Origin of the sequence: Bacillus sp. EU52 (assembly GCF_037964975.1) — a bacterium.
Lineage (GTDB): Bacteria > Bacillota > Bacilli > Bacillales > Bacillaceae > Bacillus > Bacillus subtilis.
Genome location: NZ_CP150177.1, coordinates 543,102 through 568,224 on the forward strand (window position 1 = coordinate 543,102; position 25,123 = coordinate 568,224).

The following is a 25,123-nucleotide window of genomic DNA, read 5'->3' on the forward strand; positions in this document are numbered from 1 at the left end:
AAATAAATAAATCAACCAACGATAACAATCTCGCTACTACGATAGATTTTGATTACTGTATATAATCGTTTTTTAGTAAATGCTCTTTCATTTTTTGAATTGCCTTCGCTTCGTCGGCTCCATGAGCGTATATATGTATTTCGGTTCCTGGTTTAATTCCTAAATCCATAATGTCCATGATGGCTTTTGGCGCTTGTTTGAGGTTAACAGTTTTCCCTTGGTATTCAAGAAAAATATCTGATGTAAACCGATGAGCTATACTGACTAACAGGGTAGCTGGTCGCGCAAACCCTGTTTCCTTAATGATCGTAAATTGTCTTTTAATCATTCTTCACCTCATTACATTCTGCCTCTTGACGGATTTATAGTTGGGCTGCAGATCAAATTCGAATTTAGAGTACCTTTAGGATAAGCGGTCTAATTTCATCGAAATAACACCCTTTCTTTGTGTTTACAAAATAATTCTCAACTAACTAAAATGGACAATGACTTCATTCGGGAAAAAGCATGATTCACTATCAGCTTTTATTTATTATTGTAAATACAAACATGGTGTGTACAATGGTTACATTCAGGCTATTTGTTGATTATTCAACATTCCACTCTAAATTGTTGATTATCTTAAGAAAGTTTGGTGAAAAGCTATGTCCAAAGTGGATAGAAGAATAACCAAAAGCCAAGAGGCTATTAAAATAGCTCTGATTGAGCTGATGACTGAAAAAAGTTTTGATCATATTACGATTAAGGAAATTTCTGAAAGGGCAAATGTAAACCGGGGAACAATCTATCTTCATTACTTAGATAAATTTGATCTATTAGAAAAAATTATGGAAGAGCATATAAATAATATGGGGGATTTTTGTGAGTCGGCAGCTGAAATGGACTGGATTGAATCGACTGTACACTGCATGGAATACCTTGAGAGTAATTATTTATTCTTTTCGACGATGTTAGCCAGTGAAGGCGCTCGATATTTTCGCAGTCAGTTCCTTAAGTTTAATATCGAAGAGTTCAGGAAAGATGTAGATGTAACGAAAGGCAAGAATTACGGCCAAAGTGAAGATGTCATTGTTGAATTTATAGCAAATGCTTACGTAGGGGTAGTGGAGTGGTGGTTAAAAAACGAAATGCCTTATCCGCCTCGTGTCATGGCAGAAAAAGTGGGGGATTTACTAGAGCGGATTTTATAATGGAGGCAGGAAATGGGTGTTGACTTATTTGTCTAGGCGGGAGATTCAAGTCTCCTCGATCGCATACAAAATACCAAGGGTTGCTGGCCCTTGGTATTTTTATACCTTCATGCATTTTTGAAGTTTATGCTTAAAGGTCTGCCTTACTTTGCAAATCGCCGAGCTGCTGCAACGCACATGATAACGGCGATATTCACTGCTACGAGTGCCCAGCCCACTTTCTCGTGCAGAATCACTGAGGCAAGCAGCAGCCCAAAAAAAGGCTGGAGAAGCTGGAGCTGCCCAACCGCCGCAATTCCTCCTTGGGCAAGACCTCGATACCAGAACACAAAGCCGATCAGCATGCTGAATAAGGATACATATGCAAGACTGAGCAGTGCGGGAACGCCGATGTCCGACCATGAGTCCGGCGTAAAAAAGAACGACAATGGCAACATAAGAGGAAGCGACAGAACGAGTGCCCATGAGATCACCTGCCAATTCCCCAGACGACGTGAAAGCCTTGCCCCTTCTGCATAACCAAGACCGCATACGACAATAGAAGCCAGCATGTACGCGTCGCCAAGCGGGGATGAACCTCCCCCCTGAATGAGGGCGAAACCTGCTACTAACAAGCTGCCAACGGTTGAGAAAATCCAGAAGACGGGCCGAGGGCGTTCACCCCCGCGCAGTACGCCGAAGACCGCCGTTGCGAGTGGAAGAAGTCCAATGAAGACAATGGCGTGTGCGGATGTGACATGCTGAAGCGCTAAAGCTGTCAGCAACGGGAAACCAATCACTACGCCAAACGCTACCACTAATAATGAAATGAGATCTCTTTTGGCAGGATGCTGCTGCCGGAAGATGAGAAGGAGACCTCCCGCCAGTACACCAGCTATCGCAGCACGGCAAACGGTGAGAAATAACGGATCGAAGTCTGACACAGCCAAACGGGTCGCAGGCAGCGAGCCGCTGAAAATGAGTACGCCTATAAAACCATTTATCCAGCCATTTGTTGTTTTGTTCATTATAATCACTCCACATATCTTTCTTGTTCATTGTCTGTATTTTCTTAACAAAACCAGCAGCTAAGGATTACAATGACTATAAACTGGAATTGGCCTTTTTTAAACGGCCAGTTTTCATAAAAAAATGCATACCAGTTAGGAGAACAACGTGCAAATGGATATCACGCCTTTTTTGAATAGAACTCTGGATATTCCGCTTTATCAGCAGCTTTATCGGTATTTTAAAGAAAATATGCATCGGGGCCGTATTCAAAAAGGAATGAAGCTTCCTTCAAAAAGACTCTTGGCGAATCAGCTTTCCATCAGCCAAACGACTGTAGAACGTGCCTATGAACAGCTCGCTGCTGAGGGCTATATTGTGAGCAAGCCAAGAAGCGGGTGGTTTGCTGATTATCATGATTCTGATTTTGCTTATGATAGAATGCCAAGCACAACACCCATTCAACAAGAAGCAGAAGAAAATAAACAATGGATTGATTTTCATTATGGGAATGTAGATTCTTCTTACTTCCCTTTTTCCGCATGGCGAAAAAGCATGGTCAATAGCTTAGACCAATATGGACACGAGCTTTATCGGCCGGGACATGTTTTAGGAGAGTTTGAGCTGAGAACACTCATTGCAGAGTACCTGTATCAATCTCGGGGTGTTCATTGCGGCCCTGAACAAGTGATTATAGGTGCCGGGAACCCTATTCTGCTGCAAATCTTGTGCCAAGTTTTTGAGCCGAATATTTCTATAGGGTATGAGGATCCTGGTTATCCAAGAGCACGCAAAATTTTTGAAGCCAACCGCATGAATATTGTTCCGATACCAGTCGATGAGGAAGGAATCTGTATACAGAAGATCAAAGAACAGCAGCCAAACCTTGTATATGTCACACCTTCCCATCAATTTACGCTGGGAACCATAATGACAATAAACAGAAGAATTCAGCTGCTCAAATGGGCGGCCGAAAATCAATCCTTTATCATAGAGGATGATTATGACGGGGAATTTAGGTACACAGGACAGCCGGTTCCTTCTCTTCAAGGGCTTGATCAGCATAACCGTGTCATTTATATGGGCACTTTTTCTAAGTCTCTTTTGCCCTCGCTGCGTATCAGCTATATGATTCTTCCTTCACCTCTTTTAAAAAAGGGGCATGAAATCACGTCCTTATATAAGCAAACAGTGTCCTGCCACAGTCAGCTAACCCTAGCTGAATTTATAAAAAATGGAGAGTGGCAAAAACACATCAACAGAATGAGAAAACTTTACCGCAAAAAAAGAGCCATTGTATTAGAGGCAGTGCAAAGGGAATTAGGAGAGCATGTCAGAATCCGCGGAGAAAACTCTGGGCTTCGTATCTTACTTGACGTTTATTTGCCATTTGGTGAAAAAGAGTTAATTGAGAAGGCGAAAAAACATGGAGTAAAAATTTATCCTGTTTCTCTTTCTTATCAAAATCATCCTCCTGCAAAAACGGTCTCGCTCGGGTTTGCAGGGGTTTCTGAATCCGACATAAGAGAAGGTATAAAAAAACTGAAGGCTGCCTGGAAGATATGAGGGAGCTTTCAGTTTAGCAAAACGGCCAAGTGACGACTAAGTGTTGAGAGCTGTTCAATATTTTTTAAGTATATGATGAGTGCCAGCAGTCCAGTCCACGATATGTCTGTTTAGCGAAAAACAGAATTTTTTATTTGCTCCTCACAGTGCTAAAATAAACAAAATAGACAATTGAAAAAATAGAGGTGTAAGAATGAAGTTAGATGAGTTTACAATTGGCCAGGTCTTCAAAACGAAATCATTAAAAGTATCAAAAGATGATATTATGCGGTTTGCGGGTGAATTTGACCCTCAGTATATGCATGTAGATGAAGAAAAAGCGAGTAAAGGCAGATTTAATGGAATTATCGCTTCCGGCATACAAACACTGGCCATATCTTTTAAACTTTGGATTGAAGAAGGTTTCTATGGAGACGATATTATAGCCGGAACAGAGATGAATCATATGACATTCATAAAACCTGTATATCCGGATGATGAATTGTTTACAATTGTTGAGGTTCTTGATAAGCAGCCAAAGAGAAATGAATTGGGAATACTCACAGTATTGCTATCTACTTATAATCAAAAAGAAGTAAAAGTGTTTGAAGGTGAGTTATCTGTATTGATCAAACGATAACTCAGAAAGCCCGCTTTTCGCGGGCTCGATTGAAGCAGATGGGGGAAAGATGTTAGCGAGTTTCCTTTGAAAAATAAGAGGTTAAAACATCATAAACAATAGGCAAAGAAGTAAATCCCTCATCTTCTAGAAAATGACCTCCGTGCTGAACTTCATATAACGCAGCATCAATTTGTTGTGCCAGATCCTTGCTGAATGAAAAAGGCACAATTTGGTCGTCCTTAGAAGCAATGACAGCACGGTGCTTCGCGGACTCAATGATTGTTTGATGATCAAACGATCCCTGTGTAAATTCATCTAACATCTTTAAAGTGGGCAATGATTTGGCAAAGCCGGAAACAAGTATGATTCCGCCAAGCTGTTTTCGTAATTGAAGATGTTCCAAAAATCTCAAAATGGTGGGGCAACCTAAGCTGTGCGCAACCAAATACGTATTTTCATGTAAAGTGTGCTGATATAAAGAGAGTGTATCCAGCCAATCCTCAAGTCTTGGCTGGAGCGGATTGGGCATGTTTAAAATGTCTGCTTGGACCCCATCTGCGAGCAGACGTTTTTTCAGCCAAGGGAACCAATGATTTGTTGAGGAGGCTCTGTAGCCATGAATGATATAGACTTGTTTTGTCATGTTTTCCTCCTAAGAAATATTTTCATTCAGTATAAAATTCCTCTCATTGGGAAACAAGTACGCACTTTTTTGTAAGTAGTTTTACATATGAGGCATTCCTTGTACCATTCCCCACTTACACATTTCATCTATGAGGGGATACAAAGATCGCCCTCTGTCAGATAACGAATACTCTACTTTCAGTGGGGTTTGAGAAACCTCAGACCGATGAATAAGGCCGTCAGTTTGCAATTCCTTAAGCTGTGCGCTTAACATTTTATGGGTGATGAAGGGCATAGCCCTTTTCAGCTCGCCGTATCTCATCGTTTTTTCACACCCTAACTCATAGAGAATTCTCATTTTCCATTTGCCCCCTATAAGAGATAAGGTGTATTCAAATGGGGCTTGTTTACTGCGGCACAAGCTATTCACTGTAATCAAACCTCCTTTTTTTAGTATCATAACAGAATAATTCAGGGTTTTCGGTGTTGAAGTTTGAGGGCGATTCACGATCTGAAGTGAAAGGGGCCGCTTGCTCAACAGGCGGCACGGTACATGAATGTTCTAAGTCAAAGAGGGTTACCTTACTGTTAGTTACTTTATTTAAAAAAACGCATGTTTTTAGCTGAAAATATCTATTATGGTATATTTAAATATAACGAAATATTTGAGAAATGAGGAATGGTATGAATACACCCAAAAAACATAAGAAATTTAAAGCGAAAATGATTCTCCAAATCATCATGGTTATCATTGGAGGAATCATAGCGGCATATGGACTAGAAACAGTGCTCATTCCAAACAGTGTATCTGATGGAGGGGTGACGGGTCTTAGCATCGTTGGTTCACAGCTATTCAACTTGCCGCTGGGGATTTTGATTGCTGTGATCAACATTCCATTTGTCTGGTTAGGATATAAGCAAATTGGGAAAAGCTTTGCATTATTATCAATTATCGGAATCGTATCGCTTGCCGCGGGGACAAGCTTTTTCCACCACACACCCGCCATCATAGAAGGAGATACCCTGTTAATTACCGTTGTCGGCGGGATTATCCTTGGATTCGGAATGGGGCTGGCGCTGCGTAATGGCGGCGCATTAGATGGAATTGACATGCTTGCTGTGCTGCTATCCCGAAAACTGCCATTCGGAACGAGCGATCTCATTCTATTCTTAAACCTATTTGTGTTTATTTTTGTTTCCACAGTATTTGGCTTACAAGGGGCATTGCTTTCAGTCATTGCTTACTACATTGCATCCAAAGTGATTCATGTTGTGGAGGAAGGCTTAAGCGGCTCTAAAACCTTTCAAATTATTACAACCCAACCTGAATTAATGGTAGAGACAATACGTGATCAATTAGGCCGAAGCGCCACATATAAAGAAGCTTACGGGGGTTTTTCCCACGAGAAATTTAAAGAAATCACATGTGTCATCAACCGTTTAGAAGAAACCAAACTAAAGGAAATTATTAATGATATTGATAAATCCGCCTTTGTCACCGTATATGACGTAGCTGAAGTGAAGGGCAGCAATTTTAGAAATCTTAATCATCACTAAAAAATAGAATGACCTTTTTAACCGTAACTGACATGCCGACGGTAAATGTAATCAAAAACACTTTTTGAGGCTTGTGGGTGAATAACCGGTGAAGGTCTGAATCACAGAAATACCAAGGGCGTCAAAACCCTTGGTATTTTTTCTGGTTATTAGATTTTATCTTCAGCTTTACGTGCTGCTTCGAGCTTATCAATCCTGTCTTTATATTTTTCTCCCCAGTCCTTCATGTGCAGGATAACAGGTTCTAATGTTCTTCCAAACTCAGTTAAAGAGTATTCGACTTTTGGAGGGACCTGTTTATAAACCTCGCGGTGAATCACGCCATCCCGTTCCAATTCTCTTAATTGCAGCGTGAGCATACGCTGGGTAATTTTTGGGTATAGTTTTCGAAACTCATTAAACCTCTTTTTACCGTCAATGAGATGATAAAGAAGAATGCCTTTCCACTTACCTCCGATGATATCTAATGTTGTCTCCACCGGACATCCTTCAAAGTCATCAGAAGAATAATCAATGCCGAGTTTACGATTTCTCAAGCTGTTCACTCCTAATAGTATACTTTTTGATACTATATACATTCAATGTGCGTACTTTTTATATTTTAATATACATCATATAATGATGTCACATCAAAGGAATGAAAGGAATGGATCATATGAAAACACTCGTACTCGTTGTACATCCGAATATAGAATCCTCTCGTATCAATAAAAAGTGGAAAGAAGCCGTTTTAAGTGAACCGGATGTAACTGTCCATGATCTTTATGAAAAATATCGTGATCAACCAATTGATGTGGAATTTGAACAACAGCAGCTCCTGGCCCATGACCGTATCGTTTTTCAGTTTCCATTTACTGGTACAGCAGCCCCCCGCTTTTAAAACAGTGGTTTGATGAAGTGTTTACGTTTGGCTGGGCTCATGGTCCCGGCGGAAATAAATTGAAGGGGAAAGAGTGGGTAACTGCCATGTCCATCGGTTCACCTGAACACTCTTATCAAGCCGGCGGATATAACTTGTTTTCGATAAGCGAGCTGACAAAACCGTTCCAAGCATCTGCCCATTTAGTAGGCATGACCTATCTGCCTTCCTTTGCCGAATATCGCGCCAATACAATTAGTGACCAAGAAATTGCCGAAAGTGCGAATCGGTATGTAAAGCATATTACAAATATAGAATTAAACCCGAAGGTTCGCCTGCAAAGATATTTGAAACAGCTGGAGGGTGTCGATTTAACATAAAGATTGATTTTGGAAAATTCTGTATTAACCAAGCGGGATTTTTTCTTGTTCAGCAGAGGGATTTTAACATATAGCGAAAAAAGAAGAAGCCACCAAAAATAAGCTATTCGCTTGGTCCTGACTGCTTATTTTTGGTGAAAGACTTATTTCTCTGTGATGAAATAAAGCAAAGCGATGACCGGAAAAGCGATGCCAATCCATAATGCTGTATCCCATCCGCCTGAGGCATATGCCCATCCTCCAATTGATGACCCTATCGCACCGCCTAGAAAGAAGATCGCCATGAATAATCCGTTTAATCGACTGCGAATTTCAGGCGCCAACGAAAAAATAGCACGTTGACTGAGCACAAGGTTTGCAGATACACCCATATCTAACAGAATAGCTGCGGCCACTAGAACTGTTATACCGACGGGGGAGCTGCTCTGAATCATGAGGGGCAGTAATAAAGAGACAATGACAACAACGAGAGCGATTCCAGTGGCAAGCCTGGTTAAGCCTCGATCAGCCAGGCGGCCGCCTATTGGTGCAGCGACTGCACCCGCAATGCCCACCAATGCGTAGAGTGCTATTGCCTTCTGAGAAAAATGAAAATCAGGACCGGACAATAATAAAGGAACAGTTGTCCAGAACAAGCTGAAAGCTCCAAATACAAACGCATGATAGATGGCACGGCGGCGTAAGACTGGAGTCGTGCGCAGCAGCTTCCACATTGAACCGAGTAAGGCAGTATAGTTTGTATTTACTGTTGGTTTTCTGGCAGGAAGCACTTTTGATAATACGATGGCCAGGATAACACTTACCACGGCGGACAAAGCGAATATTGCATTCCAACCCCAGATATCAGCGACTAGACTAGATATCGGACGGGAAAGCATAATACCGAGTAATAAGCCGCTCATGACATTGCCAACAACCCGGCCGCGTGCAGCGTCTGATGCAAGGTATGATGCAAATGGAACAAGCACTTGGGCTGCGATTGATCCCAATCCGACGAAAAACGCAGCTGCTAAAAACAGTGTTCCATGCTTCACAAATGCTGTTAGTGTCAAAGCCGCTGCGCTTAGAAGGAGCGATACAACAATAAGTTTTTTGTTTTCGATAATATCTCCCAAAGGGACAAGAAATAATAAGCCGGCAACGTATCCGATTTGAGTGAGTGTGACAATTAATCCAGCACTGCTTGGAGAAAGTCCAATTGCCTTACTAATTAATCCGACCAAGGGTTGTGCATAGTAAAGATTAGCAACAATGATACCGCATGCAGTTGCGAGAAGAAGGGTTAAACTGGGTGAAATCCTCTGACCTGCTTGTTTGTTTCCATTAGCCATAAGAATGAACTCCTTTTTAAGTGGTTTTTTGAGTGTAATCATGACTTCTCAACACAAGTGATTTTATAAACTGAACGTTCAGTTTTGTTGATTAATGAAAATAATATACTGAACGTTCAGTTTTGTAAATAGGTTTCTGTTTTCTTTTTTATTCAGGTTAAGTATACTGAACGTATAGTTTATATTTAGGGAAGGAATGATTCATGTGCAGAGTAAACGAGGGCGGCCGCGTGATGAAGGAACTCATAAGGCGATTCTCTCTGCAGCCTATGGCCTATTGCTGGAAAAAGGCTTAGATGCGGTGACAGTCGATAAAATTGCCGAGCGTGCGAAAGTGAGTAAAGCAACGATTTATAAATGGTGGTCTAACAAAGCTGCCGTTATCATGGACAGCTTTCTTTCGACAGCGACGGACAGGCTGCCTGTGCCTGATACAGGGTCGTCAGTACAAGATATAGTAACCCACGCCACGAATTTAGCTAGGTTTTTGACAAGCCGGGAAGGAACCGTTATTAAGGAATTAATAGGTGCAGGGCAGTTGGATGAAAAATTGGCAGAAGAATATCGCATGCGATTTTTCCAGCCTCGCCGCCTCCAAGCGAAAGGCCTTCTAGAAAAGGGAATTCAGAAAGGTGAATTGAGAGAGAATCTTGATATTGAAGTAAGCATAGATCTCATTTACGGACCAATTTTCTATCGTCTGCTTATAACAGGGGATGAGGTGAATGATTCCTATGTGCATGATTTGGTGATGAACGCGTTTAAGGGAGTTCAAGCTACCTCTGCTACAGAGAGTATGTAGCTGATAAGAACTGCAAAAGCTACGGTTTATATGACAAATTGGTTCTCTCTAATCGCACAGTGAAAGATAAGATTTTTGTTGCTGAGCGGAATCATCGAGGGAAAAGTTCTCTTATCGGATGTCGAAAAAGAAGTCATTCAATCGTGAATACATTATATTATTACATTTCCTTTTCATCGATTGGAACAAGGGTTCTATACTTCAATGGAATATCGCAAAGTTGGAGTATTTAAAGAACAGGGGAAAATCGATGGCCATTATGTAGATGTCATGGCAATCGAAAAAATACTTGCAATGTAAACAGGCCTCTAAAGAGACCTGTTTTTTAATATCCAGAGGATCTGTCTATTTTCATCTTGGGTTCTATGACTACTCCCATAACTGAAATAGTCTAATATTTATACCGGAATATCTGATGTTCCGAATATAAGGGATTGTTTATATAAATAAAAGTTTATATAATGACGGGGGCGCTAAGGAAACGCGGGGAGCGACTCAGGTTTTCGTTTCAAAGTTTTGATCCTTAAGATATACGGAGCGCTACATATGGAAACGTAAAGGGGAATGTATAATCATTTGGCGTGTATATAACGATTTGCTTATATATTGATTTGGGAAGGAGGAGCTCATATGACGATTGATGTTGCGGCGATGAGTCGTTGTTTGAAAACACTTAGTGATCAAACTAGGCTTATAATGATGAGATTATTTCTTGAAAAAGAATATTGTGTCTGTCAATTGGTTGATATGTTCGAAATGAGCCAGCCCGCCATAAGCCAGCATTTGCGGAAATTAAAAAACGCAGGTTTTGTGAATGAGGACAGAAGAGGCCAATGGCGTTATTATTCAATAAATGGTTCCTGTCCTGAGTTTGATACATTGCAATTGATCTTACATCAAATTGATCAGGAGGATGAATTGTTAAACCATATCAAACAAAAGAAAACTCAAGCGTGTTGCCAGTAAGGAGGCATTAGATTGACATCAATGATTTTGGCAGTATTCATCTTTTTATTAACTCTAGTATTGGTCATATGGCAGCCGAAAAATTTATCTATAGGGTGGTCAGCCTGTGGAGGCGCAGTTTTAGCTCTAATAGCAGGTGTTGTCAATTTTCATGATGTGTTAACTGTGACAGGGATTGTTTGGAATGCGACATTGGCTTTTGTGGCCATCATACTGATATCGTTAATTCTTGATAATATCGGTTTCTTTGAATGGGCAGCGCTTCATATGGCTAAGGCTGCAAAAGGATACGGTGTGCGGATGTTCGTTTATGTATCTCTATTAGGAGCTATTGTCGCCGCGTTATTTGCAAATGACGGTGCAGCTCTTATATTGACACCAATCGTATTAGCGATGGTCAGAGCATTACATTTTAATGAAAAATTAGTTTTTCCTTTTATCATTGCCAGCGGATTTATTGCGGATACCACTTCGCTTCCTTTAGTAGTGAGCAATTTGGTCAACATTGTTTCAGCGGACTATTTTCATATTACGTTTATTGATTATGCATCCAGAATGGTTGTCCCGTACCTGTTTTCGCTGCTGGCGAGCATCATTGTACTTTACCTTTTCTTTAGAAAAAGCATACCAAAACGCTATGATCTGACTGAGGTTAAAAAACCTGTTGAAGCAATTAAAGATCAAAACATGTTCAGACTGTCATGGTATATCTTAGGGCTGCTGTTAATTGGATATTTTGCAAGTGAATTTTTTTCTATCCCTGTATCAGTGGTAGCGGGCAGCATTGCAATCATTTTCTTAATCGCTGCGCAAAAGAGTCCGGCCGTCCATACAAAGAAAGTGGTGAAAGAGGCGCCATGGGCTATCGTATTCTTTTCAATTGGCATGTACGTTGTTGTGTATGGTGTCCGAAATGCCGGATTAACGGATGTCCTTTCAGATGTGATTCAAGCCGCAGCTGATCAAGGATTGTTTGCTGGGACAATTGGAATGGGCTTTATTGCGGCGATTCTTTCTTCCATTATGAATAACTTGCCGACTGTTATGATTGACGCATTGGCCATTGCCGGTACAGATACACATGGGATGATGAGAGAAGCGCTTATTTATGCAAATGTGATCGGTTCAGATTTAGGGCCTAAAATAACACCGATTGGTTCCTTAGCGACATTATTATGGCTTCATGTTCTTTCGCACAAAGGTATGAAGATTTCCTGGGGCACGTATTTTAAAACAGGAATTATCCTCACGATACCCACTTTATTGATCACACTTGTCGGCCTGTATATTTGGCTGCTGATAATCCATTCTTGTTTCTAAAAGGACAAGGTCACTATATCAAGGAAAACAATGCACTGGTAACTCTTGCCGCAGCCAAATGGCTGAAGGGTGGGGGAGAAAATACCTTGGGGCTAAGTGGAATGTGTACAGCGCAGGAATCGAAGCTCATGGATGACATCGAGTGCTGTCAAAGCAATGAAAGAAGCAGGGATTGATATTTCAAATCAAACATCGGATAAATTTGATGATCCGGCAAAAGCACACGGAACAGAAGAAGTGTTTCCAAAGGGTATGTGATGAAATTGGTGACTGTTTAAAACAGTTTGCTGTAACTGGGGAATAAGAAATCGATATACTCAGCGTTTCCTTGGGTTTATATAATGCAATGTGTTGTTCAACAGGTGTCTGCGAGCTGAGTGCAGACACCTGTTTTTATTTGTCTGAGATTCGTAACAGGGAAGTTATTTAGCTGGTGACAGAGGAAAATTGATTTGTGAACAGAATCATGAAGGAGACGGTGTTTTAAAGGAGTTGTCTGTTTTGCAGGAATTAACAAAAGAAAAATACAGTAGCTTAAAAACAATGTTTGATGACAAATATTGTCCCACATTTGTCTATTCAATATTAGACCAAACCATTCCGGGAGCTGTTTATGCAGATGATCAAACCTTTCCTAAATCGTTTTTTATAGGAACTGAATCAGGCATTTATTTTATTGCGGGAGACCAAGGGAATCGGGATTTTCATGATTTCATTGCAGGATATTATGAAGAACAAGTGAAATCATCAAAACGATTTACCTTGTTTTCTTCCAGTGATACATGGGATAGTGTACTGAAACCCATACTGAAAGATGACTTGAACCAAATGAGAAGAGCTGCATTTTCTTATCAACCAAAATCTTTCAAAAAGACTTTGCAACTGCCAAAGGGGCTTGTATTGAAAAGAATTGACGAAGACATCATTTCACACAGCACAGCGTTTAACAGCGCTTATTATGAGGAGTATTGGAATTCTGTCTCAAAGTTTGCTTCAAAAGGTTTTGGATTTGCCGTATTACATGGCAATCATGTAGTAAGTGAGTGTACTTCTATATTTTTAGGGCATAATCGAGCGGAAATGGATATCTATACACTTGAGGAATATAGAGGACTGGGGTTAGCTTATTGCGTAGCAAATAGGTTTATAGCGTTTTGTATGGAAAATGGGATTGTTCCTAGCTGGGATTGTGATATCTGCAACAATTCGTCCATTGCATTAGCAGCTAAACTAGGGTTTAAGCCGGTAACGGAATACACTATTTACTACTCTGGCTAATCTTAATGAAAGAACCTTAAAAGGAGATACCAACCGATGTTGGTATCTTTTTTGTTTTAGAGTTTTTTTACCCTTTTAGCAGAAAAATGGGTGATGAAAATCTTATTCATTTTATTTACTTTTAGGTAGGTAAAACATACCCCGCCAACTGTAACCACTCCGCCTAGCAGAGAGAGCAGTGTGGGTATTTCGCCGATCCAGATCCAAGATATGATCAAGGCTAAAGCCGGTGTAACATAAAGTGAAAGGGTTGCTTCTGAAGCACCGACGAGTGAAGTGACATATGCTAGTGCGAAGTAAGGAATAACCGTCGGCAATAATCCTAAGTAAACGATAGACAAAGTTGCGCTTATTGAAGCGTTCATCATCTCTTCGCCTAAGCCTGGCAGAAACACAAGCATAGGTATTGTTCCGCCCCAAATGGTAAATGTAACGAATGGAATAAAACCATATTTTTTTATATAGCGGGCTTGAAAAACGAAATAAATACTCTCCGAAAATGCTGCCAGCAGGATGACCAAGATACCGCTCATTGAATATGTAAAGTCTCCCGCCCCAAATGCAATCAATAATACACCCAATAAACTGATCATAGAGCCAAGCCATTTCGTAAATCCAAAATGCTCTTTATAAAACAGGCGGGATAGCATGGCTGAGAAGATCGGTGCCGTAGTAACGAGTAAGCTTGCAACTCCGGCACTAACTGTTTTTTCACCGATGTTCAGCAAAATGTGATAGAGTGCAAATCCTAAAAACCCTAAAAGAAAAATGGCAGGAATGTCTTTCAAGTCGGGTAGGCGCATCTGAGTCAAAACAGCAAAAAGCAATAATGCCATAGAGCCGATTAACAAACGAAATAAAGCAAGGTGTTCTGGTGTGTACCCTTCTAGTCCTGCGCGAATTCCCGGAAAAGCAGATGCCCATAAACAGATCATCAGACTGTTTGAGGTTATCAATTGAACTGTTTTCTTTTGCATATTTCCCACTCCTCTTTACAAAAACCAACCAGTTATTTAATGTGTTTTTATATTAATAAAGATTTGGTGATATGGCTTCAACCAGTTAAACGGATTTTGACCCAACCAATTTATTTTAAGGAGACCGATTCTATGAGCTTTCCAGAAGAAAAAAAGATGAAAAAGCTCCCTAAGTACAGACAAATCGTTCATTTTATTAAAGAGAAAATAGGAAATGGAGAGTGGCCGATTGGAAGCAAGATTCCAAGCCAGCGCACGCTTGCAAAAGATTTTCAGGTAAATCGGAGCACAGTGATTACAGCGTTAGAGGAATTGATGGCCGATGGGCTAATAGAAGGCACAATGGGGAAAGGCACAGTTGTTATCAACAACACATGGACACTGATGGCTAAGAATTCTGCTCCCGATTGGGATCAATATGTCACCTCTGGCATTCAGATGCCAAGCCGAAAAATCGTTCAAGAGATAAATCAATCAGAATCAAATACAGACCTTATACAGCTCAGTAAAGGTGAACTTTCAGCTGAGATTTTTCCTTTGGCTGTTATGAAAGAAATAATGGGGAAGGTATCTCAACACATGGAGGCATTCGGATATGAAGAACCAAAAGGTTACTTACCTTTGAGGGAGGCATTAAGCAACTATTTAAAAACCATTGGAATCAACGTCTCATCTTCTTCCATTCTGATTGTCTCAGGAGCGTTGCAAGCCTTGCAGCTGATATCAATGGGGCTGTTACAAAGAGGATCAACCGTTTATCTTGATCAGCCCTCCTACCTTTATTCATTACACGTATTTCAATCAGCTGGTATGAAGCTGACTGGACTTCCTATGGATAATGAAGGACTTTTGCCTGAAAATGTTCATTTAACAAGAGGAGAGCGGGGAAGGGCTATCTTATATACAAATCCATGTTTTCACAATCCGACTGGTATTCTTATGTCTAAAAAGCGACGGGAAGAAATCCTAGCAGTAAGTGAGAATACACAGCTTCCTATTATTGAAGATGACATTTATCGTGAGTTATGGATCGATGAAATTCCGCCATATCCTATTAAAACAATTGATAAAAATGGACACGTACTGTACATAGGAAGTTTATCGAAAACATTAAGCCCAGGTTTGAGGATTGGATGGATCGTCGGACCGGAACCGGTGATTGAACGTTTATCTGACATTAAAATGCAAACAGATTACGGATCCAGTTCGCTATCCCAGAGAGTAGCGGCAGAGTGGTTTACTTCCGGCCACTACCAGCAGCATGTAGAAAAGGTTAGGCAGCAATTAAAGGTGAGAAGAGAATTGGCCTTGAGTGCTTTAGAAACTCATTTGAAAGAAGTGGCGACATGGAATATCCCAAAAGGAGGGTTTTTTGTCTGGATAAAAATATTGCCTTCCATATCAATGAAATTACTTTATACTAAAGCCTTATCAAAAGGGATTCTGATCAATCTCGGCAGTATCTATGCTCAGGAAAAAGGGAATTATATTCGCTTATCATATGCTTATGCATCTCTTGAAGACCTTCAAAAGGGGATTTATGAGTTGGGTTTAATGATTAAAGAATTGGCAAGCAGGTAACTTTTATATCCTTAAATGGATGTTTCACTAAAAAAGAGATCAAGCCTAATGATCGCTTGATCTGATAATAACAAGGGTTACTAGAATAGACCAAATCATGGTTCGGTCTTAAAATAATCATGTCTCTGAACGAAAAGTCTTTCCGACTTCTCTTCCTAAACCAAAGTAGTGTCTGAAATTATAGATAAGCGGGCTCCATTTGGAAGGGTTGATATGGTTTTCGTCCAGAATGATACTTTCCTCGGCATGAAAATGTAGTGCCTGCGTCTCTACAATTGCGAATGACGATTCATATTCTGGAAGCCGAATGTGTTTCACTTCGGCTTCGATTTGGATAGGGCATTCTTTAATTCGTGTTGGTGATACTGTTTTTGATTGTAAAGGCGTTAACCCTGCTGCCTCGTATTTTTCTTTTTTATATGTAAATCCGATCTGCTTCTTTAAAGGCGGTATACTCTTTTTTCCGCTATAAGATGAAATTCTTTCAACGTTTTCCCATAAATCCGGGCCAGGCAAGTTTATGACACACTCTTTGTGTCTTTCCAAATTGTCGATGGCTTTTCCTCCCAGTCCTACTCCAAGGATTATATAATGTCCAAGAGCCCAAGAAGAAGACATAGGACTAATATTAGTGGTTCCATCCTCATTCAATGTGGTTAGAAGAAATGTCGAGGTACCATAATACATGATCTTGGGTTTGATTTCCTTAAATCGACGAGTGTCTTGTTTTTTGATGTCCAACGTTTTTTCCTCCTTGTCACGCTTACATTTATATTGTAAAGGATTAACATTTCAACTATCATCGAAATATGAATGTAAGGAGGAAAATCATGAATCCTAATATTGCAAAAATCTCTTCGTTGCTATCAGATCCCTCGCGTTCTTCCATTCTTCTCAGTCTGATGGATGGAAGGATACACCCTGCGGGAGAGCTTGCATATCTCGCTAACATTAAACCTCAAACTGCAAGTTTTCACCTGAATAAATTGCTTGAAGCAAAGCTGATTAGCGTAGAGAAGCATGGGAGACATCGGTATTACAGATTGGCTGACTCAGATGTTGCAAATGTGATCGAACAATTGCTTCATATTGCGCCTAAAGCAAAAGTCAAATCTTTAAAAGAGTCAAAAGAGAAAAAGGACTTGCATTTCGCCCGGACCTGTTATGATCATTTGGCAGGTTATGTGGGCGTGCAAATGGCACATTCACTAGTTGAGCAGGGGATGTTAAAAAAAGTTGATTTAAACTTTGAGGTGACTTCAGAGGGTGCTTTATTCTTTTCGAAGTTAGGCATCAATGAAGAGCAACAACGGAATAAGAGGAGAGCCTTTGCCCGCTGCTGTTTGGATTGGAGTGAACGGCAGCATCATATTGCAGGAGCATTAGGAAACGCCCTATTGGTGCGCATGTTAGAAGAAGAATGGATCGTTCGTATGCCTAAAACGAGAGCGATTAGGATTACACAAAGCGGGAAAATCGCGTTTGAAAAGCACCTAAACGTGAAGATTTAGGATTTTGAAGCGGAAACATCAGATGATGAGGCACGATATCTAGGAGGAGTAAGATTTGTTCTAATCTTACTCCTTCTTCTTATTTTGAAGCAGCTCGATTCCCCATTGCAATAGAGATGCGGTTCCAACTGTTTATTTGATTAATGATCAGAACAAGGTCAACATATTGTTCCTCATCATAATGTTCCCGCACCCGATGATATAGCTCATCAGGAACCCTTTTAGATGGAATGAGCGTGATGTGTTCAGATAGTTCGAGAGCCGCTTTCTCTTCAGGTGAGTAAAAATCACATTCATTCCAAGCATGTAAACAGTAAATTCGCTGTTCAGTTTCTCCCATTTTGCGGGCATCGGACGTATGCATATCTATGCAGAAGGTACAGCCGTTCATTTGAGAGACTCTGATTTTGATTAGTTCTCTCGTCGTTCGGTTAATTGAGGATTGTTTCGTGTATTTCTCCATATCCATCATGATTTTCATACCTTCAGGTGCAATCTCATAGTAGGACACTCTTTGACTCATAAAGCAAGACTCCTTTCCATAGAATACCTAGATTGTATCCCGGTATTGATCATTTTACCAATGTGCGGTTTGAATGACAGCTGTTTCAGCGTCTTTTGGAAAGAAGCTTCTTTGAATAAAAATAAGGGTAGCCAGCAATGATGAGTGGAGCTGCTAATGCAAGCAGTATCCATGAGCCTGATTGGCTGTCTCTAGTGACTCTAATGAATATATAAGTACCGATCAGAAAATATAATAAAGCACCTAGAAACCAATACATGTTCATTCCTCTTTTTCCTTGCTTTTTGGTTGCGCATTTTTGTCTGTCATATGGCTTAATCGATCAGGGTTCTGATTTTTTAATACCTTTTCGGTCCGGATTCCTTTTCTCTTTAATGATAAAATTGTGAGATCAATCGATTTCAATGATGATCATTCCTTCAATGAATAGTAAGTTCCTTATGATTTTAAAGGTAAATTTGAAAAGATAAAACGTACATAGAGGCAGAACGTTCATGTACGTTTGGGCAATGATCACTTGTTGGAAACTCTAATGTTTCCCTGCACCTGATATTGTTGTGTTCCTTCTCTTCCTATAAAATGATTGGATACATGTATGTTTGCACGTTGAAATATGGGTTCGATTTTCATGAATCTCTATTCGGTGAAACAGGTAAAGGAAGTGGATAAGGTTTGCTTATAAGGAATCCTTTTAAAGATAAATATTACTCACATGATAGGCGGGCATTAAACATGCTTGCACTCAGAGTGCCGGGCCTGGCTTTTATTCTCATGATCTATATAGCCTCTATCGTGCTGCAATTTGTTTCTGGGGGCTGGTCCATTTTATTGCTTTATGCGTTTACCATATTAATCGCCATTTTTGCTTTGCTTCATTGGCACTCATATCGCTGGGTTAAGAAAAGAGTGATTCTGTATTTCGCGGTACAAGGTTTGATCACCTTTGCACTTGCTAATCTCATGACTGGCTTCTTTATACTTGTCATTATCGGCCTTTATGCATTTTTAATTGGACAAATCATAGGAATGGCAGACAGAAGAAGGACTTTTCTCATTCTTTATCTATTGCTGCTGCTGGTCATAAATTCGGCGTTTCACCTTCATAAAGGTGAAGTTTTGCATTTTATTGTTATTGCTGGGCCAATCATGATTGTCATCATCACTTATGCTGCAACATTTTTTGCCCAAGTCGATGAAAAAATAAAAGCTCAATTGACTCTTGAAAGGCTGGAGCTGGCTCATCAGCAGGTAGAACAGCTGACGCTGCAGAACGAAAGACAGCGGATGGCTCGAGACTTACACGATACGCTTGCTCAAGGTCTTGTCAGTTTAAATATGCAGCTGGATGCGATTCATGTTCATCTCGCCAAAGGCAACACAGAGAGAGCGAAGGAAATCATACAACAATCGATGAAAAGAGTGAAAAGCACATTAGCTGATGCACGTTCAGCTATTGACGATCTCCGCAGAAAATCAGAAGAAATCGGTGTTTTAAAAGAAAGAATTACCTCGCTAATGGATCATTTTATAGAGTCGACAGGCATGGCTTGTTTATTAGATTACAGATTGCATCAGGTGCTGGATGTGCGTTCAGCTGAAAACTGTTATTACATCATTGGAGAATGCATGACGAATGCGGCAAAGCATGCTGAGGCGAAAACAATCTGGATATCCATTTGGGATGATGAAAAGGGAAGGCTCCATTTAACAGTTAAGGATAACGGCAAGGGATTTGATGTTGAAAAAGGAAAGAAAAAGAGAGGACATTATGGGCTTCTTGGCATACAAGAACGCGTCAGGGCAATAAATGGCCAATTCAATATCAAGAGTACAAAATTGAAAGGAACACAAATTGAGATCACTGTACCAATTCAGGGAGAGATGCAAGATGAATAAGGTTTTAATCGTTGATGACCATCTTGTCGTGAGGGAAGGTCTGAAGCTTTTAATTGAAACGAATGATCAATACACCATTATAGGAGAGGCGGAAAATGGAAAAGTCGCAGTCCGTCTTGCAGATGAATTAGAACCGGATATCATTCTGATGGATTTGTATATGCCGGAGATGAGCGGGTTAGAGGCCATTAAACAAATAAAAGAACAACACGATACCCCCATCATTATTTTGACTACATATAATGAAGATCACTTAATGATCGAAGGGATTGAATTAGGAGCGAAAGGATATCTGTTAAAGGATACGAGTTCAGAAACCCTTTTTCACACAATGGATGCAGCGATCAGAGGAAATGTGCTATTGCAGCCTGATATCCTTAAACGTCTGCATGAAATCCAATTTGAGCGGATGAAAAAGCAGCGCAGTGAGACGCAGCTGACAGAAAAGGAAGTCATAGTTCTAAAAGCAATTGCTAAAGGTCTTAAAAGCAAAGCGATTGCCTTTGATTTGGGCGTCTCTGAGCGAACAGTAAAGTCCAGATTAACGTCCATTTACAATAAATTAGGCGCGAATTCAAGAACTGAGGCAGTAACGATTGCCATGCAAAAAGGTATTCTGACAATAGACAACTAAACTGCATATTTGAAAATTGCCCAAACGTACATGCCCGAATGTACGTTTTTTTCATTTCATTGTCAACTACAATGAGAAAGAATGTGATCAAGCAATGTGTTGAAAGGAGATTATCATGTCAAAAATGTTATATACATTAGGAGGATGGGTTGCTCGCAATCGCATAAAAGCAATATGTGTGTGGATCGTTGTGTTAGTTGCTGTGATAGGCCTTGCAGTGACCTTGAAACCAAGTTTTTCTGAGGATATGTCCATACCTGACACACCTTCGGAAAAAGCGATGGATGTGATTCAAAAAGAATTTCCTCATGGTCCTGATAAAGGGAGCATACGGGTTATTTTCGGTGCTGGTGATGGGGAGAAACTTACTGGGAAGCCAGCAAAAAAAGCAATAGAAGATACGTTCAAAGAAATCAGTAAAGATGATTCTGTTGACTCGATTGCAAGTCCTTTTGTGACAGGGACAATCGCGAAAGATGGCACAGTTGCCTATGCTGATATCAAGTATAAATCATCAGCAGATGATATAAAGGATTACTCTATCAAACACTTAAAAGACAGTTTGAAACTGGTTGATGATGAAGGATTGCAAACTGAGCTAAGCGGAGATGTACCGGGAGCCGAGATGGAGATAGGCGGTGTCTCTGAAATTGTCGGCATTATCTTGGCTTTTGTCGTTTTAGCCATTACATTCGGTTCTTTATTAATAGCAGGTTTGCCGATTTTAACTGCACTGATTGGTTTAGGTGTAAGTATTGGACTGGTTTTGATTGGGACACAAGTATTTGATATTGCTTCCGTCAGTCTTTCATTAGCCGGAATGATTGGCCTTGCTGTTGGTATTGATTATGCTTTATTTATTTTTACGAAACACCGCCAGTTTTTAGGCGAAGGCATACAAAAGAATGAATCAATTGCGAGAGCCGTGGGAACAGCGGGAAGCGCAGTCGTTTTTGCCGGACTTACTGTTATCGTTGCACTTTGCGGATTAACTGTCGTTAACATTCCTTTTATGTCTGCGATGGGGCTGACAGCAGGGCTTAGTGTACTGATGGCTGTTTTGGCTTCCATCACACTTGTGCCTGCGGTCTTATCGATTGCAGGGAAGCGGATGATTCCGAAATCAAACAAGAAAATAGAAAAACAAAGCACTGAAACAAATGTCTGGGGACGCTTTGTCACCAAAAATCCTATCATGCTAAGTGTATGCAGCATTCTGATTTTGATCGTCATTAGTATCCCATCTATGCATTTGGAACTGGGCTTGCCTGATGCTGGGATGAAAGCTAAGGATAATCCGGATCGCCGGGCATATGACTTGCTTGCCGAAGGCTTTGGAGAAGGATTTAATGGCCAATTAACAATCGTAGCGGATGCCACAAATGCTACAGAAAATAAGGCGGAGGCTTTCGCAGATGCAGTGAAAGAAATAAAGGGCTTAGACCATGTAGCAAGTGTCACCCCTGCAATGCCTAATAAAGAAGGGAACTTTGCCATCATTACGGTCGTTCCGGAAACAGGTCCAAATGATGTCACAACGAAAGATTTGGTACACGATGTACGCAGTTTATCAGATAAAAACGGAGTAGATTTGCTTGTTACTGGATCGACTGCAGTGAATATTGACATTTCAGATCGCCTCAATGATACGATACCGGTGTTTGCTGTACTTATTGTTGGCTTTGCGTTTGTATTGCTGACCATCGTTTTCCGTTCGCTGCTTGTGCCGCTTGTTGCTGTTGCAGGTTTCATGTTGACGATGACAGCCACTCTTGGAATCTGTGTATTTGTCTTGCAAGACGGGAATCTCATCGACTTTTTCAAAATACCTGAAAGAGGGCCGATACTCGCGTTCCTGCCGATTTTATCTATTGGGATTCTGTTCGGGTTAGCCATGGATTATCAAGTATTCCTTGTCAGCAGAATGCGTGAAGAATATGTAAAAACAAACAATCCAGTACAAGCCATTCAGGCTGGATTAAAACACAGTGGTCCTGTTGTTACAGCAGCCGGCTTGATCATGATCTTCGTTTTTGCAGGATTTATCTTTGCAGGCGAAGCTTCTATTAAAGCCAATGGGCTGGCTCTTTCCTTTGGTGTACTCTTTGATGCCTTTATTGTAAGAATGACACTGATTCCAAGTGTCATGAAGCTGATGGGGAATGCAGCTTGGTATTTGCCGAAATGGTTAGACAAGATTATTCCGAATGTGGATATAGAAGGGCATCAACTGACAAAGGAAATACAGCCGGAAATAGATCATGAACAAAAGAAACAAATCAGTGTGTAATAGAAAAAGCAGATCTTTAATGATCTGCTTTTTTGCATATGATAGTATTTAGAAGATGAAGTCGGCAGTTAAAAGGAGACACTTATGGCACAATCACTCATTTTCGATATGGATGGAACTTTGTTTCATATTGGCAGAAGCTGCGTCATACTAGCAGGCATTCCAGGAGAAGTGATAAAGCACATCAAATGATTTTTTTGACGCTGCCTTCTCTCCGTGATGCCTAGGTTCTTGATAATTCTAAGAATAAACCAACTGATCATATAAGAAACCTAAAGAAACAAGCACACAAAACCAGCTGCGGGTTTTGTCCAAGAAAAATAGAGTCCATAAGAGGGACTCTATTTTTTGAAATGCCCGGCTAGAAGCATATTGCAGGACTTTATGAATGCAAATCACTATCTTATAAGCCCTTACCGTGAAATGCCTGTTTCTGCATTGAAAAAACGCATTACACGTTCATTTACGTAAGCGGGTTGTTCCATCGATAAAACATGTCCGGCATTTTTAATGACTTCCGCCTCAATATCTGGAACGAATGAAGAGGCTCGGTGCAGGGCTGAGTGGGGATCATAGATGACTTCATGTTCACCAAGTAATAATAGGATAGGAACTCTTGCTGAACGTAATTCCTCATCGGTAAAAACATACGGAAATCCGTCGGCTTTAGGATTTGGATTTCTTGCTCCATCCTGCCATATTACCCCTGCTTGAAACTGCTTCACAAAAATCGGGTGCAGCACATTCTGATCATTCATCATCCAATTTAAGAATGTTTCAACTCCATTTGACGCTGTAAGGCCAAGAGCGTATTTGTAGAAATCGTGATGAAATGGCAAAAACGTTTCTGCCGGACTCAGTATAGCTGCGCTTTTTACTCTCTCAGGCATACGTAAAAGGAAATTCATCGTATGGAGACCGCCAAGCGAAAGTCCGATCATGTGGGACTTTTCGATCCCCAGATTGTCAAACACATCAAGAAGCCAATTGGCGTAATCCGTTCTTGTACCGCTTACATTCTCAGGAATACTCTTGTTTTTATCACCTATGATATCAACTGCATAAGTTCTGTATTTGCTGCTCCAATCGGCGATGTTGGGATACCACATCGTCGAGCTGAATAATGCTCCGTGGAGTAATATAAGCGGCGGGGCATCCTCTGGGCCGCTTGCAATCACATGTGTTTGACCAAAACGAGTAGATATATAGAATGATTCCCAACGGACCGGCCAAAGACTAAGGCTTTCATTATAAGTTTGATAATAGCGGATACCGTTGTCACTTAATTCGGGAATACTAGATGAATGGTTTGACATACAAATGCCCCTCCCAATTTTATTTAAATGAATGTGCCGTTTCGTGATGGGGAATTTGATTTTGATATAACAGACTTTATTTACAATATAATACAGTTGTTATTAGACGTCAAATCTAAGATGAAAAGGAAATAAAACGATTGGAACAGATTATTGAAAATCAATATAACAGAATATTAACCTCCTTTGTGGAGCCGCTTCATTAAAGCCGCAATCCAAATGCATGAATCACAAAAATCACAACAGGAGGGATCAAGAGGGAAGGCAGCAAATTCAATGTTTTGAACTTCTTGATTCCAAGAATGCTTAGACCTGAACTGAGGATGAGTATGCCTCCCACAATTGTGATTTCATTAATAAGGTCTGTATTGATTGCGCTCTCCATTACTTTAGCAAATAAATAGATGGAGCCCTGCCAGACAAATAATACAATGGCGGCAGCCGCTATTCCAAAACCAAAAGTTGAAGCGAGCACAATGGAGGTGATCCCATCTAACATCCCGTTTGTCAGGAGGTATGTATAATCTCCATGCAAAGCGGCTTCAACAGGGCCTAATATTGACAGCGAGCCTATACAAAATAATAAGACCGCAGTTGATAAGCCCTCTGCTAAATTGCTTTTAGAAAATTTGTTCACCAGCTTGTTGAATCGTAATTCTAAATTGATGATCTGGCCTAGCAAACCTCCAATGGCTAAACTCACGATGAATAGAATGGGGTATTTACTATCAGGCAAATGCTGTGTAATGGCGTTGATCCCCAGTGCGACCGCAGCGAATCCCATTGCCTGCATCAAAATATCCTGGTATTCATCTTTAATGCCTTTTTTGAATATCCCCCCGATTATGCTTCCTGCAATGATCATCACTGTGTTAAAAATCGTTCCAAACATAAGCTTTCTCCTCCAAAAATCATTCCTGCATAAAAAATAAAC

At 40.5% G+C, this 25,123-nt stretch carries 26 protein-coding genes and 2 pseudogenes; 15 read left to right on the forward strand and 13 right to left on the reverse strand.

Annotation, left to right across the window (positions count from 1 at the left end; all coding sequences use genetic code 11):
* Positions 1-52 precede the first annotated feature (52 nt).
* On the reverse strand, positions 53-328 hold the full coding sequence (locus NSU05_RS02830) for an HPr family phosphocarrier protein (RefSeq protein WP_014478952.1): 276 nt from the start codon (positions 326-328) through the stop codon (positions 53-55).
* Between the two features lie 316 nt (positions 329-644).
* Between NSU05_RS02830 and NSU05_RS02835 the strand changes: the two genes are divergently transcribed.
* Positions 645-1,190: a TetR/AcrR family transcriptional regulator gene (locus NSU05_RS02835; RefSeq protein WP_015252737.1), complete on the forward strand. Its 546-nt coding sequence runs from the start codon at positions 645-647 to the stop codon at positions 1,188-1,190.
* A 143-nt stretch (positions 1,191-1,333) separates the two neighbouring features.
* On the opposite strand, the gene NSU05_RS02840 is transcribed toward NSU05_RS02835, so the two are convergent.
* Positions 1,334-2,197 (reverse strand): DMT family transporter, encoded by an 864-nt coding sequence (locus NSU05_RS02840; protein ID WP_038428399.1) that lies wholly within the window; start codon positions 2,195-2,197, stop codon positions 1,334-1,336.
* Positions 2,198-2,351: 154 nt separating this feature from the next.
* Here NSU05_RS02840 and NSU05_RS02845 point away from each other — a divergent pair, with 154 nt between their 5' ends.
* Both NSU05_RS02845 and NSU05_RS02850 read left to right on the forward strand, forming a co-directional pair.
* Positions 2,352-3,743, forward strand: coding sequence for a PLP-dependent aminotransferase family protein (locus NSU05_RS02845; RefSeq protein WP_038428400.1), 1,392 nt, complete (start codon positions 2,352-2,354; stop codon positions 3,741-3,743).
* A 193-nt stretch (positions 3,744-3,936) separates the two neighbouring features.
* Entirely contained in the window at positions 3,937-4,362 is a 426-nt protein-coding gene (locus NSU05_RS02850) for a MaoC family dehydratase (RefSeq protein WP_003234221.1), read from the forward strand.
* A 52-nt stretch (positions 4,363-4,414) separates the two neighbouring features.
* On the opposite strand, the gene NSU05_RS02855 is transcribed toward NSU05_RS02850, so the two are convergent.
* Together NSU05_RS02855 and NSU05_RS02860 are read right to left on the reverse strand one after the other, a co-directional pair.
* A complete protein-coding gene (locus tag NSU05_RS02855) occupies positions 4,415-4,987 on the reverse strand; it encodes an alpha/beta hydrolase (RefSeq protein ID WP_038428401.1) in 573 nt (190 codons plus the stop codon).
* Between the two features lie 81 nt (positions 4,988-5,068).
* On the reverse strand, positions 5,069-5,398 hold the full coding sequence (locus NSU05_RS02860; protein WP_038428402.1) for a winged helix-turn-helix transcriptional regulator: 330 nt from the start codon (positions 5,396-5,398) through the stop codon (positions 5,069-5,071).
* Between the two features lie 254 nt (positions 5,399-5,652).
* On the opposite strand from NSU05_RS02860, the gene NSU05_RS02865 reads away from it, so the two are divergent.
* On the forward strand, positions 5,653-6,525 hold the full coding sequence (locus NSU05_RS02865; protein WP_029725818.1) for a YitT family protein: 873 nt from the start codon (positions 5,653-5,655) through the stop codon (positions 6,523-6,525).
* 149 nt (positions 6,526-6,674) lie between these two features.
* Here NSU05_RS02865 and NSU05_RS02870 read toward each other — a convergent pair whose 3' ends face one another.
* On the reverse strand, positions 6,675-7,061 hold the full coding sequence (locus NSU05_RS02870; protein WP_003242640.1) for a winged helix-turn-helix transcriptional regulator: 387 nt from the start codon (positions 7,059-7,061) through the stop codon (positions 6,675-6,677).
* Between the two features lie 110 nt (positions 7,062-7,171).
* Here NSU05_RS02870 and NSU05_RS02875 point away from each other — a divergent pair.
* Positions 7,172-7,764: pseudogene (locus NSU05_RS02875) on the forward strand (NAD(P)H-dependent oxidoreductase).
* Positions 7,765-7,907: 143 nt separating this feature from the next.
* On the opposite strand, the gene NSU05_RS02880 reads toward NSU05_RS02875, so the two are convergent.
* Entirely contained in the window at positions 7,908-9,095 is a 1,188-nt protein-coding gene (locus NSU05_RS02880; protein WP_038428403.1) for an MFS transporter, read from the reverse strand.
* Positions 9,096-9,300: 205 nt separating this feature from the next.
* Between NSU05_RS02880 and NSU05_RS02885 the strand changes: the two genes are divergently transcribed.
* From NSU05_RS02885 to NSU05_RS02905, 5 genes and pseudogenes are all read left to right on the forward strand, one after another.
* Positions 9,301-9,897 carry a TetR/AcrR family transcriptional regulator gene (locus tag NSU05_RS02885; protein WP_339204433.1) on the forward strand — a complete coding sequence of 199 codons (597 nt, stop codon included), beginning with the start codon at positions 9,301-9,303 and terminating at the stop codon, positions 9,895-9,897.
* A 630-nt stretch (positions 9,898-10,527) separates the two neighbouring features.
* On the forward strand, positions 10,528-10,863 hold the full coding sequence (gene aseR / locus NSU05_RS02890) for a metal-responsive transcriptional regulator AseR (protein WP_015252729.1): 336 nt from the start codon (positions 10,528-10,530) through the stop codon (positions 10,861-10,863).
* A 12-nt stretch (positions 10,864-10,875) separates the two neighbouring features.
* Positions 10,876-12,183 (forward strand): arsenical efflux pump membrane protein ArsB, encoded by a 1,308-nt coding sequence (locus NSU05_RS02895; protein ID WP_015252728.1) that lies wholly within the window; start codon positions 10,876-10,878, stop codon positions 12,181-12,183.
* A gap of 58 nt (positions 12,184-12,241) precedes the next feature.
* Positions 12,242-12,487: pseudogene (locus NSU05_RS02900) on the forward strand (hypothetical protein).
* Positions 12,488-12,675: 188 nt separating this feature from the next.
* The gene (locus tag NSU05_RS02905; protein WP_082098090.1) at positions 12,676-13,461 is read left to right on the forward strand and encodes a GNAT family N-acetyltransferase; all 786 of its coding nucleotides are present in this window, start codon (positions 12,676-12,678) and stop codon (positions 13,459-13,461) included.
* A gap of 56 nt (positions 13,462-13,517) precedes the next feature.
* Here the strand turns inward: NSU05_RS02905 and NSU05_RS02910 are convergent, their stop codons facing one another.
* Positions 13,518-14,438 carry an EamA family transporter gene (locus NSU05_RS02910; protein WP_038428407.1) on the reverse strand — a complete coding sequence of 307 codons (921 nt, stop codon included), beginning with the start codon at positions 14,436-14,438 and terminating at the stop codon, positions 13,518-13,520.
* A gap of 132 nt (positions 14,439-14,570) precedes the next feature.
* On the opposite strand from NSU05_RS02910, the gene NSU05_RS02915 reads away from it, so the two are divergent.
* Positions 14,571-16,019, forward strand: a complete 1,449-nt coding sequence (locus NSU05_RS02915) for a PLP-dependent aminotransferase family protein (protein ID WP_038428408.1) — start codon at positions 14,571-14,573, stop codon at positions 16,017-16,019.
* Between the two features lie 117 nt (positions 16,020-16,136).
* Here NSU05_RS02915 and NSU05_RS02920 read toward each other — a convergent pair whose 3' ends face one another.
* The gene (locus NSU05_RS02920) at positions 16,137-16,760 is read right to left on the reverse strand and encodes a flavin reductase family protein (RefSeq protein ID WP_003243530.1); all 624 of its coding nucleotides are present in this window, start codon (positions 16,758-16,760) and stop codon (positions 16,137-16,139) included.
* A gap of 89 nt (positions 16,761-16,849) precedes the next feature.
* Here NSU05_RS02920 and NSU05_RS02925 point away from each other — a divergent pair, with 89 nt between their 5' ends.
* A complete protein-coding gene (locus NSU05_RS02925; RefSeq protein ID WP_038428409.1) occupies positions 16,850-17,530 on the forward strand; it encodes a winged helix-turn-helix domain-containing protein in 681 nt (226 codons plus the stop codon).
* 79 nt (positions 17,531-17,609) lie between these two features.
* Here NSU05_RS02925 and NSU05_RS02930 read toward each other — a convergent pair whose 3' ends face one another.
* From NSU05_RS02930 to NSU05_RS02940, 3 genes are all read right to left on the reverse strand, one after another.
* Entirely contained in the window at positions 17,610-18,053 is a 444-nt protein-coding gene (locus NSU05_RS02930; RefSeq protein ID WP_038428410.1) for a carboxymuconolactone decarboxylase family protein, read from the reverse strand.
* An 85-nt stretch (positions 18,054-18,138) separates the two neighbouring features.
* Entirely contained in the window at positions 18,139-18,318 is a 180-nt protein-coding gene (locus tag NSU05_RS02935; RefSeq protein WP_010886421.1) for a hypothetical protein, read from the reverse strand.
* Positions 18,315-18,458, reverse strand: a complete 144-nt coding sequence (locus NSU05_RS02940) for a hypothetical protein (protein ID WP_003243880.1) — start codon at positions 18,456-18,458, stop codon at positions 18,315-18,317. The genes NSU05_RS02935 and NSU05_RS02940 overlap by 4 nt, the downstream gene beginning before the upstream one ends.
* A 267-nt stretch (positions 18,459-18,725) precedes the next feature.
* Between NSU05_RS02940 and ydfH the strand changes: the two genes are divergently transcribed.
* The 3 genes from ydfH (at position 18,726) to NSU05_RS02955 (ending at position 22,873) form a co-directional block, all read left to right on the forward strand.
* The gene (ydfH, locus tag NSU05_RS02945) at positions 18,726-19,949 is read left to right on the forward strand and encodes a two-component system sensor histidine kinase YdfH (RefSeq protein WP_038428412.1); all 1,224 of its coding nucleotides are present in this window, start codon (positions 18,726-18,728) and stop codon (positions 19,947-19,949) included.
* Positions 19,942-20,583, forward strand: a complete 642-nt coding sequence (gene ydfI / locus NSU05_RS02950; protein WP_038428413.1) for a two-component system response regulator YdfI — start codon at positions 19,942-19,944, stop codon at positions 20,581-20,583. The genes ydfH and ydfI overlap by 8 nt, the downstream gene beginning before the upstream one ends.
* A 115-nt stretch (positions 20,584-20,698) precedes the next feature.
* Positions 20,699-22,873 carry an MMPL family transporter gene (locus NSU05_RS02955; protein WP_038428414.1) on the forward strand — a complete coding sequence of 725 codons (2,175 nt, stop codon included), beginning with the start codon at positions 20,699-20,701 and terminating at the stop codon, positions 22,871-22,873.
* A gap of 413 nt (positions 22,874-23,286) precedes the next feature.
* Here the strand turns inward: NSU05_RS02955 and NSU05_RS02960 are convergent, their stop codons facing one another.
* Both NSU05_RS02960 and NSU05_RS02965 read right to left on the reverse strand, forming a co-directional pair.
* Positions 23,287-24,189, reverse strand: a complete 903-nt coding sequence (locus tag NSU05_RS02960) for a carboxylesterase (RefSeq protein ID WP_038428415.1) — start codon at positions 24,187-24,189, stop codon at positions 23,287-23,289.
* A 202-nt stretch (positions 24,190-24,391) separates the two neighbouring features.
* The gene (locus NSU05_RS02965; RefSeq protein ID WP_019712443.1) at positions 24,392-25,081 is read right to left on the reverse strand and encodes a DUF554 domain-containing protein; all 690 of its coding nucleotides are present in this window, start codon (positions 25,079-25,081) and stop codon (positions 24,392-24,394) included.
* Positions 25,082-25,123: the final 42 nt, after the last annotated feature.